Source organism: Pseudomonas fluorescens, assembly GCF_902497895.1.
Classification (GTDB): domain Bacteria; phylum Pseudomonadota; class Gammaproteobacteria; order Pseudomonadales; family Pseudomonadaceae; genus Aquipseudomonas; species Aquipseudomonas fluorescens_BP.
This window is the reverse complement of record NZ_CABVHQ010000002.1, coordinates 104,597-119,418: the sequence shown is the minus strand read 5'-3', so window position 1 is coordinate 119,418 and position 14,822 is coordinate 104,597. Positions and strand designations below refer to the sequence as shown.

12 protein-coding genes and 2 tRNA genes are annotated in these 14,822 nt (G+C 58.8%); 12 read left to right on the top strand and 2 right to left on the bottom strand.

Annotated elements, in window-relative coordinates:
• Positions 1–81: 81 nt before the first annotated feature.
• The 7 genes from hfq (at position 82) to F8N21_RS01590 (ending at position 8,718) form a co-directional block, all read left to right on the top strand.
• Complete coding sequence (hfq, locus tag F8N21_RS01620) at positions 82–342, top strand: RNA chaperone Hfq (protein ID WP_150640442.1); 261 nt, start codon at positions 82–84, stop codon at positions 340–342.
• A 12-nt stretch (positions 343–354) separates the two neighbouring features.
• The gene (gene hflX / locus F8N21_RS01615; RefSeq protein WP_150640441.1) at positions 355–1,656 is read left to right on the top strand and encodes a ribosome rescue GTPase HflX; all 1,302 of its coding nucleotides are present in this window, start codon (positions 355–357) and stop codon (positions 1,654–1,656) included.
• Between the two features lie 96 nt (positions 1,657–1,752).
• Positions 1,753–2,922, top strand: a complete 1,170-nt coding sequence (gene hflK, locus F8N21_RS01610; RefSeq protein ID WP_150640440.1) for an FtsH protease activity modulator HflK — start codon at positions 1,753–1,755, stop codon at positions 2,920–2,922.
• Positions 2,922–3,791 (top strand): protease modulator HflC, encoded by an 870-nt coding sequence (gene hflC / locus F8N21_RS01605; RefSeq protein WP_150640439.1) that lies wholly within the window; start codon positions 2,922–2,924, stop codon positions 3,789–3,791. Before hflK ends, hflC begins: the two co-directional genes overlap by 1 nt.
• 319 nt (positions 3,792–4,110) lie before the next feature.
• The gene (locus F8N21_RS01600; protein WP_150640438.1) at positions 4,111–5,298 is read left to right on the top strand and encodes an ATP phosphoribosyltransferase regulatory subunit; all 1,188 of its coding nucleotides are present in this window, start codon (positions 4,111–4,113) and stop codon (positions 5,296–5,298) included.
• A 54-nt stretch (positions 5,299–5,352) separates the two neighbouring features.
• Positions 5,353–6,645: an adenylosuccinate synthase gene (locus F8N21_RS01595; protein WP_150640437.1), complete on the top strand. Its 1,293-nt coding sequence runs from the start codon at positions 5,353–5,355 to the stop codon at positions 6,643–6,645.
• Positions 6,646–6,783: 138 nt separating this feature from the next.
• Complete coding sequence (locus tag F8N21_RS01590) at positions 6,784–8,718, top strand: methyl-accepting chemotaxis protein (RefSeq protein ID WP_150640436.1); 1,935 nt, start codon at positions 6,784–6,786, stop codon at positions 8,716–8,718.
• Between the two features lie 241 nt (positions 8,719–8,959).
• Here F8N21_RS01590 and F8N21_RS01585 read toward each other — a convergent pair.
• Together F8N21_RS01585 and F8N21_RS01580 are read right to left on the bottom strand one after the other, a co-directional pair.
• Positions 8,960–9,046, bottom strand: a tRNA-Leu gene (locus tag F8N21_RS01585).
• A gap of 167 nt (positions 9,047–9,213) precedes the next feature.
• Positions 9,214–9,300 (bottom strand) — tRNA-Leu (locus F8N21_RS01580).
• 225 nt (positions 9,301–9,525) lie between these two features.
• On the opposite strand from F8N21_RS01580, the gene rnr reads away from it, so the two are divergent.
• The 5 genes from rnr (at position 9,526) to F8N21_RS01555 (ending at position 14,818) form a co-directional block, all read left to right on the top strand.
• Positions 9,526–12,156 (top strand): ribonuclease R, encoded by a 2,631-nt coding sequence (gene rnr / locus F8N21_RS01575; RefSeq protein ID WP_150640435.1) that lies wholly within the window; start codon positions 9,526–9,528, stop codon positions 12,154–12,156.
• Entirely contained in the window at positions 12,153–12,914 is a 762-nt protein-coding gene (gene rlmB, locus F8N21_RS01570) for a 23S rRNA (guanosine(2251)-2'-O)-methyltransferase RlmB (RefSeq protein ID WP_150640434.1), read from the top strand. Before rnr ends, rlmB begins: the two co-directional genes overlap by 4 nt.
• Before the next feature lie 289 nt (positions 12,915–13,203).
• Complete coding sequence (gene rpsF / locus F8N21_RS01565; RefSeq protein ID WP_020299424.1) at positions 13,204–13,629, top strand: 30S ribosomal protein S6; 426 nt, start codon at positions 13,204–13,206, stop codon at positions 13,627–13,629.
• A gap of 28 nt (positions 13,630–13,657) precedes the next feature.
• Positions 13,658–13,888 (top strand): 30S ribosomal protein S18, encoded by a 231-nt coding sequence (rpsR, locus tag F8N21_RS01560; RefSeq protein ID WP_002551829.1) that lies wholly within the window; start codon positions 13,658–13,660, stop codon positions 13,886–13,888.
• Positions 13,889–13,924: 36 nt separating this feature from the next.
• Positions 13,925–14,818: a hypothetical protein gene (locus F8N21_RS01555; protein WP_150640433.1), complete on the top strand. Its 894-nt coding sequence runs from the start codon at positions 13,925–13,927 to the stop codon at positions 14,816–14,818.
• Positions 14,819–14,822: the final 4 nt, after the last annotated feature.

Genomic DNA, 14,822 nt, shown 5'->3' with positions numbered 1-14,822 from the left:
TCTATCCTCTGGGGGTTGTGACGGCCCAAGCCATTTGTTTTTCTAATTTTTTTATTATTGATCCTTAAAGGAGTGCGGCACATGTCAAAAGGGCATTCGCTACAAGACCCTTACCTGAATACTTTACGTAAAGAGAAAGTTGGGGTTTCTATCTATCTGGTCAACGGGATCAAGCTGCAAGGTCAGATCGAGTCTTTCGACCAGTTCGTGATCCTGCTGAAGAACACCGTCAGCCAGATGGTCTACAAACATGCTATCTCGACAGTAGTGCCGGTTCGTCCAATTCGTCTGCCTAGCGCAACCGAAACCGAACAAGCGGACGCTGAGCCAGGTAACGCCTGATAGGAGTCTCCTTTGTTCTTTGAGCGCCACGGTGGTGGTGAGCGGACAATTCTCGTTCACTTGGATGGTCAGGACCCTGAGGCGCGCGAAGATCCGCAGGAGTTTCAGGAGTTGGCTATATCGGCTGGTGCCGAGACCGTCGCGTTTTTTAACGTGCCGCGTCATCGGCCAACCGCCAAATACCTGATTGGCAGTGGCAAGGTCGAAGAATTACGCGACCTGGTCAAAGCCGAGCAGGTAGATCTGGTGATTTTCAATCACGTCCTCACGCCCAGTCAGGAACGTAACCTCGAACGTGTTTTCGAGTGTCGCGTGATTGACCGTACGGGCCTGATTCTCGATATCTTCGCCCAACGCGCCCGCACCCATGAAGGCAAGCTCCAGGTCGAACTGGCCCAGCTTGATTACATGAGTACGCGACTGGTTCGCGGCTGGACTCACCTTGAGCGCCAGAAAGGCGGTATCGGTCTGCGCGGCCCGGGTGAAACCCAGCTCGAAACCGACCGGCGTCTCCTGCGGGTTCGCCTGCGGCAGATCAAGGGGCGTCTGGAAAAGGTCCGCAGTCAGCGTGAGCAGTCGCGACGCGGGCGCAAACGTGCCGACATCCCGACGGTTTCACTGGTGGGTTATACCAACGCCGGCAAGTCGACGCTGTTCAACTCGGTGACCGACTCCGACGTCTTCGCGGCCAACCAGCTGTTCGCCACGCTCGATCCGACCCTGCGCCGCCTCGAACTCGACGACCTGGGGCCGATCGTGCTGGCCGATACCGTGGGTTTCATCCGTCACTTGCCGCACAAACTGGTCGAGGCTTTCCGGGCTACGCTCGAGGAGTCGAGTAACTCCGACCTGTTGTTGCATGTGATCGATGCCCATGAGCCGGAGCGTATGGCGCAGATTGAACAGGTCATGGTGGTGCTGGGCGAGATTGGCGCTCAAGACTTGCCGATCCTGGAGGTCTATAACAAACTCGATTTGCTCGAGGGCGTCGAGCCGCAGATCCAGCGTGATGCCGACGGCAAACCGCAGCGGGTCTGGTTATCGGCGCGGGACGGTACCGGTCTGGACTTGCTCAAACAGGCTGTCGCAGAGTTGCTTGGCAATGATTTATTCGTTGGCACCTTGCGCTTGCCGCAGCGTTTTGCTCGACTGCGCGCTCAGTTCTTCGCCTTGGGCGCAGTTCAGAAGGAAGAACACGACGAAGACGGCATCAGTTTGCTGGCTGTTCGCTTGCCACGGGTCGAGTTGAATCGACTGGTGAGTCGCGAAGGCCTGCAGCCGCTGGAATTCATCGAGCAACACACTTTGCAATAAAAGCCTGAAAAAGCGGTTGTGCCGCTGTGGCAGGCATTCTGTAGCATTGGTCGGCGCGCCGTGGGTGCGTCTTTGCTTTATCAGATGGAGAGCGCTATGGCTTGGAATGAGCCGGGTGGCAACTCGAATAATCAGGATCCTTGGGGTGGTAAGCGTCGAAATAACGGCGACCGCAAGGGGCCACCAGATCTCGACGAGGCCTTCCGAAAGCTACAGGAAAGCCTGAATGGGTTGTTCGGTGGTGGTAAAAAACGTGGTGACGACGGCGGTGGATCGGGCAAGGGCGGTGGTTACGGCTTGCTCGGCATCGGTCTTGTCGTGCTCGCGGCTGTCTGGCTGTACAGCGCGGTTTACGTAGTCGATGAGCAGGAGCAGGCCGTGGTGCTGCGCTTCGGCAAATACTACGAAACCGTCGGGCCGGGCCTGAACATCTACTTCCCGCCGATCGATCGCAAGTACATGGAAAACGTTACGCGTGAGCGTGCGTACACCAAGCAGGGTCAAATGCTGACTGAAGACGAGAACATCGTCGAAGTGCCGCTGACCGTGCAGTACAAGATCAGCAACCTGCAGGACTTCGTGCTGAACGTCGATCAGCCGGAAATCAGCTTGCAGCATGCGACCGAGAGTGCCTTGCGCCACGTGGTGGGCTCCACCGAGATGGACCAGGTGCTGACTGAAGGTCGTGAACTGATGGCCAGCGAGATCAAGGAGCGTCTGCAACGCTTCCTCGATACCTATCGCACCGGTATCACCGTTACTCAGGTCAACGTTCAGAGCGCAGCTGCACCGCGTGAAGTCCAGGAAGCCTTCGATGACGTGATCCGCGCTCGTGAAGATGAGCAGCGTTCGCGCAACCAGGCTGAAACCTATGCCAACGGCGTCGTGCCGGAAGCTCGTGGTCAGGCCCAGCGCATCCTTGAGGATGCCAACGGTTATCGCGACGAAGTCGTCTCTCGTGCCAAGGGTGAGGCCGATCGCTTCACCAAGCTGGTAGCCGAGTATCGCAAAGCCCCTGAAGTCACCCGTGAGCGTCTGTACCTGGACACCATGCAGGAAGTCTTCAGCAACACCAGCAAGGTACTTGTGAGCGGCAATAAAAACGGCCAGAGCAATCTGCTTTACCTGCCGCTGGACAAAATGATCGAAAGTGGCCGTAGCGGCTCTGCGCCGGTAACGGGCGCGGCGGCAGTGGGCGGCACCGATGTGAGCACGCGCGCAGCGGATTCGCAGCAACAGCCAACGCGTTCCAGGGAGAGTCGCTGATGAGCAATAAATCGCTGATCGCCCTAATTGTCGGCGTCGTCGTGGCCATCGCTGCCTGGAACTGCTTCTACATCGTCGCTCAGACCGAGCGTGCGGTGTTGCTGCAGTTCGGTCGAGTGGTCCAGGCGGACGTTCAACCGGGCCTGCATGTGAAAGTGCCTTACGTTAACAAAGTGCGTAAGTTCGACGCGCGCCTGATGACGCTGGACGCACCGACACAGCGCTTCCTGACGCTGGAAAAGAAAGCCGTCATGGTCGACGCCTATGCCAAGTGGCGGGTGAAAGACGCGGAGCGCTTCTACACCGCGACCTCCGGCCTCAAGCAGATTGCTGACGAACGCCTTTCGCGTCGACTGGAATCGGGCCTGCGTGACCAGTTTGGTAAGCGCACCCTGCATGAAGTGGTTTCCGGTGAGCGTGACGCGTTGATGTCGGATATCACGGCTTCGCTGAACAAGATGGCCAACAAGGAACTGGGCATCGAAGTGATCGATGTTCGGGTCAAGGCCATCGATCTGCCGAAGGAAGTGAACCGCAGTGTGTTCGAACGTATGAGCACCGAGCGTGAGCGTGAGGCTCGCGAGCATCGCGCCAAAGGTAACGAGCTGGCAGAAGGCATTCGTGCCGACGCCGATCGTCAGCGTCGCGTGCTGCTGGCCGAGGCTTATCGTGAGTCGGAAGAGGCTCGTGGTGATGGCGACGCCCAGGCCGCTTCGATCTATTCCAAGGCCTACGGTCAGGATCAGGAGTTCTACGCGTTCTACCGTAGCCTGCGTGCCTACCGTGAAAGCTTCGCGAACAAAACCGACGTCATGGTTCTGGACCCAAGCAGCGACTTCTTCCGTTATCTGGAAAAGCCCAAGCCTTGATTCAGGACTCATCCGGCAACACCCCGTCGAGCGGCTAAAGCGCTTGGCGGGGTGATCCTTTGGGAAAACGGGTGTATGATGCGGCAGCCGGGAAATTCCCGGCTTTTTTGCGTCTGCATGTTTGATTGCTGTTTTTTTACTGCACGGCGTCGAGTTGAATGACTCGACAGTTTTTTCGAGGAAAGTGATTGGCGAAGCCGATTTCAGGCTGTTCGTCCCGTTGTTCATGCGCGGAGTTTGTGCACATGAGCCGATCATTTTCTGCTTCACTCAAGGCTCGCCCAAAGGCTGGCCGCCCGGATCATAGGGGAATGGCGTAATGGCAACGGTAGACCGCTGGCTGCTGCCAGATGGCATCGAAGAAGTACTGCCGCCGGAAGCGGCGCGCATTGAAATAGCGCGCCGTCAGGTGCTGGATCTGTTCCAGAGCTGGGGTTACGAGTTCGTCGTTACCCCGCATATCGAGTACCTGGAATCCCTGCTGACCGGCGCAGGTCAGGACCTCGACCTGCGGACCTTCAAGGTCATCGACCCGCAGTCGGGCCGGCAGATGGGCTTTCGTGCCGACATCACGCCGCAAGTGGCGCGCATCGATGCGCACACCCTGCGACGCGAAGGACCGAGCCGTCTGTGCTATGCCGGCAGCGTCCTGCATGCGCAGCCGCGGGCCTTGTCGTCCTCGCGCAGCCCGATCCAGCTGGGTGCCGAGTTGTATGGCGATGCCAGCCCGAGCAGCGACGTTGAAGTCATCAGCCTGATGCTGGCTATGCTGCAACTGGCCGACGTACCGGAGGTGCACATGGACCTCGGTCATGTCGGCATCTATCGCGGCCTGGCCCGTGCCGCCGGATTGTCCGGTGAAGTGGAACAACAGTTGTTCGACGCCCTGCAACGCAAGGCGATCGATGAGGTCATTACCTTGACCGAAGGCCTGCCTGCCGATTTGTCGGGCATGCTGCGGGCGCTGGTTGATCTGTGTGGCGGTCCTGAAGTGCTGCCTGCTGCCCGTGAGCGACTGGCCAATGCGCCGGCGCCAGTGAAGGCGGCGCTGGATGATTTGCTGGCAATTGCCGAGCGGTTGTCCGCACGTTTCCCTGAAATGCCGCTTTACTTCGATCTGGGTGAGTTGCGCGGTTATCACTACCACACCGGTGTGGTATTCGCGGTATTCGTCCCGGGTGTTGGCCAGTCCATCGCTCAGGGCGGTCGTTACGACGACATCGGCGCCGACTTCGGTCGTGCCCGTCCGGCGACTGGTTTCTCTACCGATTTGAAAACCCTGGTGACCCTGGGGCGTGCTGAAGTCGAGCTACCGTGTGGCGGTATCTGGATGCCTGACAGTACGGATGCAGCACTCTGGCAGCAGGTTTGCCAGTTGCGCAGTGAGGGTCAGCGTGTCGTTCAGGCATTGCCTGGGCAGCCTTTGGCCGCCGCCCGTGAAGCGGACTGCGACCGGCAATTGATTCAGCAGAACGGGCTTTGGCAAGTATTGCCGCTGGCTTCATGAGTTTTCCTGCCGGCCGTTGCCGGCACCAAGTTTGCGCGAATGAGGACAAGTGTTATGGGTAAGAATGTCGTAGTCCTGGGCACCCAATGGGGTGATGAGGGCAAAGGCAAGATCGTTGATCTGCTGACCGAACATGCTGCCGCCGTAGTGCGCTATCAGGGTGGCCACAACGCCGGTCACACGCTGGTGATCGATGGCGAGAAAACCGTCTTGCACCTGATCCCGTCGGGCGTCCTGCGCGCTGGCGTGCAGTGCCTGATCGGTAACGGTGTCGTGGTTGCACCTGACGCCTTGCTGCGTGAAATCATCAAGCTGGAAGAAAAGGGTGTACCGGTGCGCGAGCGCCTGCGTATCAGCCCGTCCTGCCCGCTGATCCTGTCCTACCATGTAGCGCTGGACCAGGCCCGTGAAAAGGCCCGTGGCGAGCTGAAGATCGGCACCACCGGTCGTGGCATCGGCCCAGCGTATGAAGACAAGGTTGCACGTCGCGGTCTGCGCATCGGTGACCTGTTCCATCGTGAGCGTTTCGCCGCCAAGCTGGGCGAGTTGCTGGATTACCACAACTTTGTGCTGGTCAATTACTACAAAGAGCCGGCGATCGATTTCCAGAAGACGCTCGACGAGTGCATGGAATACGCCGAGCTGCTCAAACCGATGATGCTCGACGTCACCGCCGAATTGCACGAGCTGCGTCGCGCTGGCAAAGACATCATGTTCGAAGGCGCCCAGGGCTCCTTGCTGGACATCGACCACGGTACCTACCCGTACGTCACCAGTTCCAACACCACCGCTGGCGGCATCGCCACCGGTTCGGGTTTTGGTCCGATGTACCTGGATTACATCCTCGGCATCACCAAGGCGTACACCACTCGCGTGGGCTCGGGTCCGTTCCCTACCGAGCTGTTCGACGACATCGGTGCATTCCTGGCCAAGCGTGGCCACGAGTTCGGTGCTACCACCGGTCGTGCCCGTCGTTGCGGCTGGTTCGATGCCGTGATCCTGCGTCGCGCTATCGACGTGAACAGCATCTCCGGTCTGTGCCTGACCAAGCTCGATGTGCTCGATGGTCTTGAGACCATCAACATCTGCGTGGGCTACAAGAATCAGGATGGTGCAGTGATCGATGCACCGACCGACGCCGACAGCTACATCGGTCTGGAGCCGGTATACGAAGAAATGCCGGGCTGGACCGAGTCGACCCTCGGCGCCAAGACCCTGGAAGAGCTGCCTCAGGCTGCTCGTAACTACATCAAACGCGTCGAAGAGTTGGTCGGCGCGCCGATCGATATTATTTCGACGGGCCCGGACCGCAACGAGACCATCGTTCTGCGTCACCCGTTCGCTTAATAAGTCGTTGATGTAAAAGATAAAGGGCCCTTCTCAGGGCCCTTTTTCGTTTTTGTCGGTCAAGCGGCACGACCCTTGCTGTGATTCCCTTTTCCTGGCTGCCATCAATTTAATGGCGTCCTAGCGGAGGGATTTCCTGTGTCGGCCGTTCTCTCACTGTTACAAAGCCGTTTATTGCGGCCTGTGTTCGTTACCCTTGGTATCGCCCTTTTAGTGCAGGTACTGGTGGCCGTCGCTCTGACCCGGAGCACGGTGACCGCACTGGAAGCCGATCTCGGCAATAGCCTGGGGATCGATAGTCAAAAACTCGCCGGCGAACTCGAGCAAGCGGGACGTGAAGTCACGTCGAGTCTCGATAGCCTGTCTGCCAGTACCCGTCAACGGCTGACCGCAGGGTTGTCCTCGCGGCTGCAGGACGAGCAGGCACAATTGCGCGCGACGCTGGAAAAGGGGTTGAAGGACTCGGCCAATGACATGGCCCAGCTGCTGGCTTCCGTGGCTCCGCGGGCCATGTGGGACAGTGATGTGCCGACTCTTTCCGAGTTCGCTCGACGTGCCCAGCGCAATCCCGACGTACTGTTCGTGGTATATGACGACGCCACTGGCCAACACCTGACTCGCTATATGAATCGGGAAAACCCGGTCAACAAGGCGTTGCTGGAAAAAGGCCAGGGCGATCGCGCGATGGATAAAATCCTCGATGCGGCGAAAAACGATCCTTCGGTCTACTACCTCGAAGCCTCGATCAACCCCAATGGCGTGGAAATCGGCAAGGTCTTGATGGGGGTCTCCACGGCGTCGGTGGAAACCGATCTGGCGGCGCTGGACAAGCGCTTCTCGGCCTTGATCGCCAGCAGTGATCAACTGGTGGGCGACAGTCTCAAGGGGGCAGCGGCTGATAGCGCCGCAGCCATGCGAGCGCGTTTGCAGTCGGCGCAAAGCACCGCCTCCGAGATGAAGGACAACACCACCAGCACTGTGCAGGAAGCAGCGGCAACCTTGCGCTGGCGGATTGGCATGGGCCTGGCGCTGGTTGGCTTTGGTGTCCTGCTGTTGCTGGCGGTGGTGCTGGGGCGTCGGGTGGTCAACAGATTGCATCTGCTGATCGCGGCGCTGAATGATCTGGCGGCCGGGGAAGGGGATTTGACCAAGCGCGTGCAGCTCAACAGCAGGGACGAGATTGGCGAGATGGCCTCGGCGGTCAATCGTTTTGTCGACAAGTTGCAGCCGATCGTTCGCGAGGCGGGCGATGTAGCGCAGCGCACGGGCGTGGAAATCGGCGCCATGACCCTGCGCAATGCCGGTGCCGATGCGGCGGCAGCGGCGCAGCGTGATGAGGTGGCCGAGAGCCTGCGCGCGCTGTCGCAGATGGCCGACGAGGCGCAGGCCGAAAGTCATGCCATGCAGGCAGCCTTGCAGCAAGTGGTGGATATCCGTCAGGCGACCGACGAGAACACCCGTACCTCGGCTCAGGTCGGCAGTCTGATCGAGGCCTTGGCCGGGCAAGTGGAGACCGGGTCCAAAGTGATCGAGCGGCTGGCGCAACAAAGTGAGCAGATCGAAGTGGTGCTCACGGTGATCCATGGAATTGCCGAGCAGACCAACCTGTTGGCGCTGAATGCCGCCATCGAAGCGGCCCGTGCCGGTGAAACCGGGCGTGGCTTTGCGGTTGTTGCCGATGAAGTGCGGGCGCTGGCGAGCAAGACCCAAAGCTCTACCGGCGACATCCAGGCGCATATCGGCGCCTTGCAACAAGGTGCCCGGGAGGCGGTAGCGGCGATTGGCCAGGCAGGTCGGCAGGCCAGCGAAGGCTTGTTGGTGTTGCGTGATAGCGCACGGCTGCAGCAGTCGGTGCAGGCTTCGGTCGAGCAGGTGCACGCAGCCATTGGTCTGGCGACTCAGGCGGCTGCTCATCAGGCGAAAGGTGCGCATGCGGTGCGTGGGCGGGTTGAAACCATCCATGCCCAGGCCGAGCGCGCGGCTCAGGCGGTGGTGGAAACCACAGCCAGCGGCAAGGTGCTGGATGGGCTGGCGGCGCAGTTGAAAGCCAGTCTGGGGCAGTTCAGGGCTTAATTGTTGTCAGGTCTATCGCTATCGCGAGCAAGATCGCTCCCACACTGGATCATCGTGTGCCCACAATTTTGGGCGCGACATAAATCTAATGTGGGAGCGAGCTTGCTCGCGATGACAATCTCAACGGCTCAGATACATCCACGTCGTCAGCAAATAGACCGGCAGTCCCGAAGCCAGAAACGCAAAAACCCGCTTTCGCGGGTTTTTGTGAAGCTTCAAAGCAAGGCTCTGAAGTTTGAATTGGTGCCCAGAAGAAGACTCGAACTTCCACGACCTTGCGGTCACCAGCACCTGAAGCTGGCGTGTCTACCAATTTCACCATCTGGGCAGTATCAGCAGCGTTGTCCGCCGTTGATGAGGCGCACTATACGGAGAGCGTTTTGATCTGTAAACCCCTGTTTTGGTTTTAATAAATCAAATACCTAAAATGCAAAAACCCGCTTTCGCGGGTTTTTGTGAGAGTCTGGAGATTGATGTAATCTCCAGCTCTTGAATTGGTGCCCAGAAGAAGACTCGAACTTCCACGACCTTGCGGTCACCAGCACCTGAAGCTGGCGTGTCTACCAATTTCACCATCTGGGCAATATCGACATGCGTCTGCGTCGTCGATGGCGCGCACTATACGGACCACCTATTTCACTGTAAACCCCTGTTATGAAAAATACCTGGAAAATTTCGCGAGCGGCATTCAGTCAGGCTTTCTATGCTTGTCAAAGGGCTTTTAAGGTGCTGTCCGAGCCTGAAATTTCCCGTTTCAATACGCGTATGCCAAACTAACCCGCATATAGACAAGGTGAAAACTCTCTAATGGCCGATTGGCAGTCCCTCGATCCCGAGGCCGCTCGTGAAGCGGAAAAATATGAAAACCCTATTCCTAGCCGCGAACTGATCCTCAAGCATCTTGCTGATCGGGGTTCGCCGGCTAACCGCGAGCAGCTGGTGGAGGAGTTTGGTCTGACCACAGAAGACCAGCTCGAAGCCCTGCGTCGCCGCCTGCGCGCCATGGAGCGCGATGCTCAGCTGATCTACACCCGTCGCGGCACCTATGCGCCGGTGGACAAGCTCGACCTGATCCTCGGTCGCATCAGCGGTCACCGCGATGGCTTTGGTTTCCTGATCCCGGATGACGGCAGCGACGACCTGTTCATGAGCCCGGGGCAAATGCGCCTGGTGTTCGACGGTGACCGTGCTCTGGCCCGGGTTTCCGGCCTGGACCGTCGTGGTCGCCGCGAAGGCATGATCGTCGAAGTGGTTACCCGCGCTCACGAAAGCATCGTTGGCCGGTACTACGAGGAAGGCGGCATCGGTTTCGTCGTTGCCGACAACCCGAAGATCCAGCAAGAAGTGCTGGTCACGCCGGGTCGCAATGCCGGCGCCAAAGTCGGTCAGTTCGTCGAAGTGAAGATCACTCACTGGCCAACGCCACGCTTCCAGCCGCAAGGCGACGTGATGGAAGTCGTGGGTAACTACATGGCGCCGGGCATGGAAATCGATGTCGCCCTGCGTACTTACGACATTCCTCACGTCTGGCCTGAAGCGGTGCTCAAAGAAGCCGCCAAGCTCAAGCCGGAAGTCGAAGAGAAAGACAAAGAGAAGCGCATCGACCTGCGCCATCTGCCGTTTGTTACCATTGACGGTGAAGATGCCCGCGACTTCGATGATGCGGTCTACTGCGAAGCCAAGCCGGGCAAGCTGCGCCTGTTCTCCGGTGGCTGGAAGTTGTACGTGGCGATTGCCGACGTTTCCAGCTACGTGAAGATCGGTTCGGCGCTGGATAACGAGTCCCAGGTACGTGGTAACTCGGTGTATTTCCCCGAGCGCGTGATACCGATGCTGCCTGAGCAGCTGTCCAACGGCCTGTGCTCGCTGAATCCGCACGTCGATCGTCTGGCCATGGTCTGCGAGATGACTATCTCGAAAACCGGCGAGATGACCGATTACCAGTTCTACGAAGCGGTGATCCACTCCCAGGCGCGCCTGACCTACAACAAGGTCAGCACCATCCTCGAGCAGCCGAAAACCAGCGAAGCCAAGCAACTGCGTGGCGAATACGCCGGCGTCGTGCCGCACCTCAAGCAGCTGTATGCGCTGTATAAGGTGTTGCTCGGTGCACGACACATCCGTGGTGCGATCGATTTTGAAACCATGGAGACCCGAATCATCTTCGGTTCCGGGCGAAAAATCGCCGAAATCACCCCGACCGTTCGTAACGATGCGCACAAGCTGATCGAGGAATGCATGCTGGCGGCCAACGTGGCCACCGCTGAATTCCTGAAAAAGCACGAGATTCCTGCGTTGTATCGGGTCCATGCCGGTCCGCCGCCAGAGCGTCTGGAAAAGCTTCGCGCGTTTCTCGGTGAACTCGGTCTGTCGCTGCACAAGGGCAAAGACGGTCCTTCGCCGAAGGATTACCAGGCACTGCTCGCCACCATCAAGGATCGTCCGGATTTCCATCTGATCCAGACCGTCATGCTGCGCTCGTTGAGCCAGGCGGTTTATAGCGCCGATAACCAAGGCCACTTCGGCCTGAATTACGATGCCTATACCCACTTCACTTCGCCGATTCGTCGTTACCCGGACTTGCTCACGCACCGGGCGATCCGCAGCGTCATCCATTCCAAGCAGAACACCCCGCACGTCAAGCGTGCCGGTGCGATGACCATTGCGAAAGCGCGTATCTATCCGTACGACGAAGCGGTGCTGGAGCAACTCGGCGAGCAGTGCTCGATGAACGAGCGGCGTGCCGACGAAGCGACCCGTGACGTAGTGAACTGGCTCAAGTGCGAGTTCATGAAAGATCGCGTTGGCGAGTCGTTCCCGGGCGTGATCACCGCGGTTACCGGTTTTGGCTTGTTCGTCGAGCTGACCGATATCTATGTCGAGGGCCTGGTGCACGTCACCGCCTTGCCGGGTGACTACTACCACTTCGATCCAGTGCACCACCGCCTGGCTGGTGAGCGCACCGGTCGCAGCTTCCGTTTGGGTGACACCGTGGAAGTGCGGGTCATGCGGGTTGATCTGGACGAGCGCAAGATCGACTTCGAGATGGCCGAAAAAACCATCAGCGCGCCGATCGGGCGCAAAAAGCGTACGGCGGGTGTCGATGTGCCTGCGGCCAAGCCTGTTCCTGAGCCGGCAGCGGCCAAGACCGGGCGGCGTACCGCGGCAGACAAAAAATCCGCCGAAGCTTACCGTCCAAGCGATGCGGCGGCGAAAAACGCCGAGCTGCGCAAAAGTCGTGAAATGAAGCAGGCGTTGCTGTCTGAAGCGAAAAGCGGCGGTAAAGCGCCGTCTGCGGGAAAGTCCGGCAAGTCGACGTCGGACAAGGCGACAGACAAGCCAGCCAAACCGAGTAAACACCGTAAAGGCCCGCCGAAAGCGGGCTCGGCTCCTGCCGCGAAAAACGGCGGAGTGCGTAAACCTAAGGCCAAGTCATGAGTCAGTTGGAAAAGATCTACGGCGTGCATGCGGTAGAAGCGTTGTTGCGCCATCACCCGAAGCGGGTCAAGCAGATCTGGCTGGCTGAGGGTCGTAATGATCCGCGAGTCCAGGTATTGATTGAACTGGCCAACGAAAACCGGGTGGCCGTCGGTCAGGCTGAAAAGCGTGAGCTGGATGCCTGGGTCGAAGGTGTACACCAGGGCGTGGTCGCGGACGTCAGTCCGAGCCAGGTCTGGGGCGAGGCGATGCTCGATGAGCTGCTCGATCGCACCGAAGGCCCGCCACTGATCCTGGTGCTCGATGGCGTTACCGACCCGCACAACCTCGGCGCTTGCCTGCGCTCGGCGGATGCGGCAGGTGCTTTGGCTGTGATTGTGCCGAAAGACAAGTCGGCAACCCTGACACCGACTGTACGAAAAGTGGCCTGCGGCGCGGCGGAAGTGATTCCGCTAGTGGCTGTGACCAACCTGGCGCGGACCCTGGAAAAACTCAAGCAGCGGGGCTTGTGGGTCGTCGGTACGGCGGGCGAGGCTGAGCAGGATCTGTATCAGCAAGACCTGACTGGTCCGACCATCCTGATCATGGGCGCGGAGGGTAGCGGGATGCGTCGCCTGACTCGCGATCTTTGCGACTATCTGGTGCGCCTGCCAATGGCCGGCAGTGTCAGCAGTCTCAACGTTTCCGTGGCGACCGGTGTCTGCCTGTTCGAAGCCCTGCGTCAGCGCGGTGTAAAAGCGGCTACCAAAAAGTCCTGACACGCCTCTCTGTAGGAGCTGCCGCAGGCTGCGATCTTTTGATTTTGCTTTTTAGAAGATCAAAAGATCGCAGCCTTCGGCAGCTCCTACAGGTGTTCGGCGTTCCACCCGAGGTGATTGTTCAAATAATCACCAATCACCTTGCGTCGCTCTCGCCCCTTCTCTACAATTGCGCCCCTTGCCTTCATGGCAGGCACGCATGTGCCTCCCTCCGGCAAGACACACAAGTGTCATTCACTCCTTGTCTGACCGCTTTTGAGCGGCAGGCTACAACCCGTAAGGAGCATTCATGCGTCATTACGAAATCATCTTTTTGGTCCACCCGGATCAAAGCGAGCAAGTCGGCGGCATGGTAGAGCGTTACACCAAGCTGATCGAAGAAGACGGCGGCAAAATCCACCGTCTGGAAGATTGGGGCCGTCGTCAACTGGCCTACGCAATCAACAATGTTCACAAGGCTCACTACGTGATGCTGAACGTTGAGTGCACCGGCAAAGCCCTGGCTGAGCTGGAAGACAACTTCCGTTACAACGATGCAGTGATCCGTAACCTGGTCATCCGTCGCGAAGAAGCCGTTACCGGCCAATCCGAGATGCTCAAGGCTGAAGAAAACCGCAGTGAGCGCCGTGAGCGTCGTGACCGTCCTGAGCATTCTGACAGCGCCGATGGCGATGACAGCGATAACAGCGACGCCAGCGATAACGCTGACGAGTAATCCACGGACCTTTTGAGGAGCCAATTACATGGCACGTTTCTTCCGTCGTCGTAAATTCTGCCGCTTCACCGCTGAAGACGTGAAAGAGATCGATTACAAAGATCTCAACACCCTGAAAGCATATGTATCCGAGACCGGCAAAATCGTTCCAAGCCGCATCACCGGTACCAAAGCTCGTTATCAGCGTCAGCTGGCCACCGCTATCAAGCGCGCCCGCTTCCTGGCCCTGCTGGCCTACACCGACAGCCACGGCCGCTGAGACCGGGCAGTCGACACGTAGTAAGGGATTGAATGCATGCGCGCCTTAGCTGAGTTCATCATGCGCGGTCGTATGCAGGCCACTCTGGTAGTGGCTGGATGTGCCGCATTGCCGATGCTGTATTGGTTGGGTGCTGCCGCGGGAAGCTTCGTGCTCCTGCGGCGCGGATTGAAGGACGCCCTTGGCGTCCTTGCTCTGGGAATGCTGCCGGCGTTGATCTGGTGGCTTTATTCCGACGACCCACGCGCACTTATGGTGTTGCTCGGGTCATCGGGCCTTGCGTTGGTTTTGCGCGCAAGTGAATCCTGGAACCGCGTGCTGCTGGTCAGCATAGCGATGGGGTGGGTGTTTTCAGTGGTGCTGGGTGCGGTTTACCGCCCTCAGATCGAAAGCCTGGCGCAGGAGTTGGTAAAAATCCTGCCGCTGGCGCTCGGTGATCTCTACCAGCAGTTTTCGGTAGAAGAACGAGCGCGTCTGGCTGCACTGATTGCACCGATCCTGACCGGCCTGATCGCGGCCTTGTTGCAGATCGTCAGTGTGCTGAGCCTGATTGTTGGGCGTTACTGGCAGGCGTTGTTGTACAACCCGGGTGGTTTTGGTCGCGAGTTTCGCACCATCCGAATCCCGCTGGGGCCGGCGATGTTGCTGCTGGCGTGCATGCTTCTGGGACCGAATTTCGGTTCGCAGATGGCCATGTTGACGCCGTTGTGCAGCGTACCGCTGGTATTCGCCGGGCTGGCCCTGATTCACGGGCTGGTGGCTGAAAAGCGACTGGCCAGATTCTGGCTGGTGGGGTTGTACGTCACGCTGTTGCTGTTTATGCAGCTGCTCTATCCGTTACTCGTGGTGTTGGCCATTGTCGACAGCCTGATTGATTTTCGCGGTCGTTCTGCGCCGAAAGACGCCGATAACGCGAACGGTGAAGGTTAAAAGT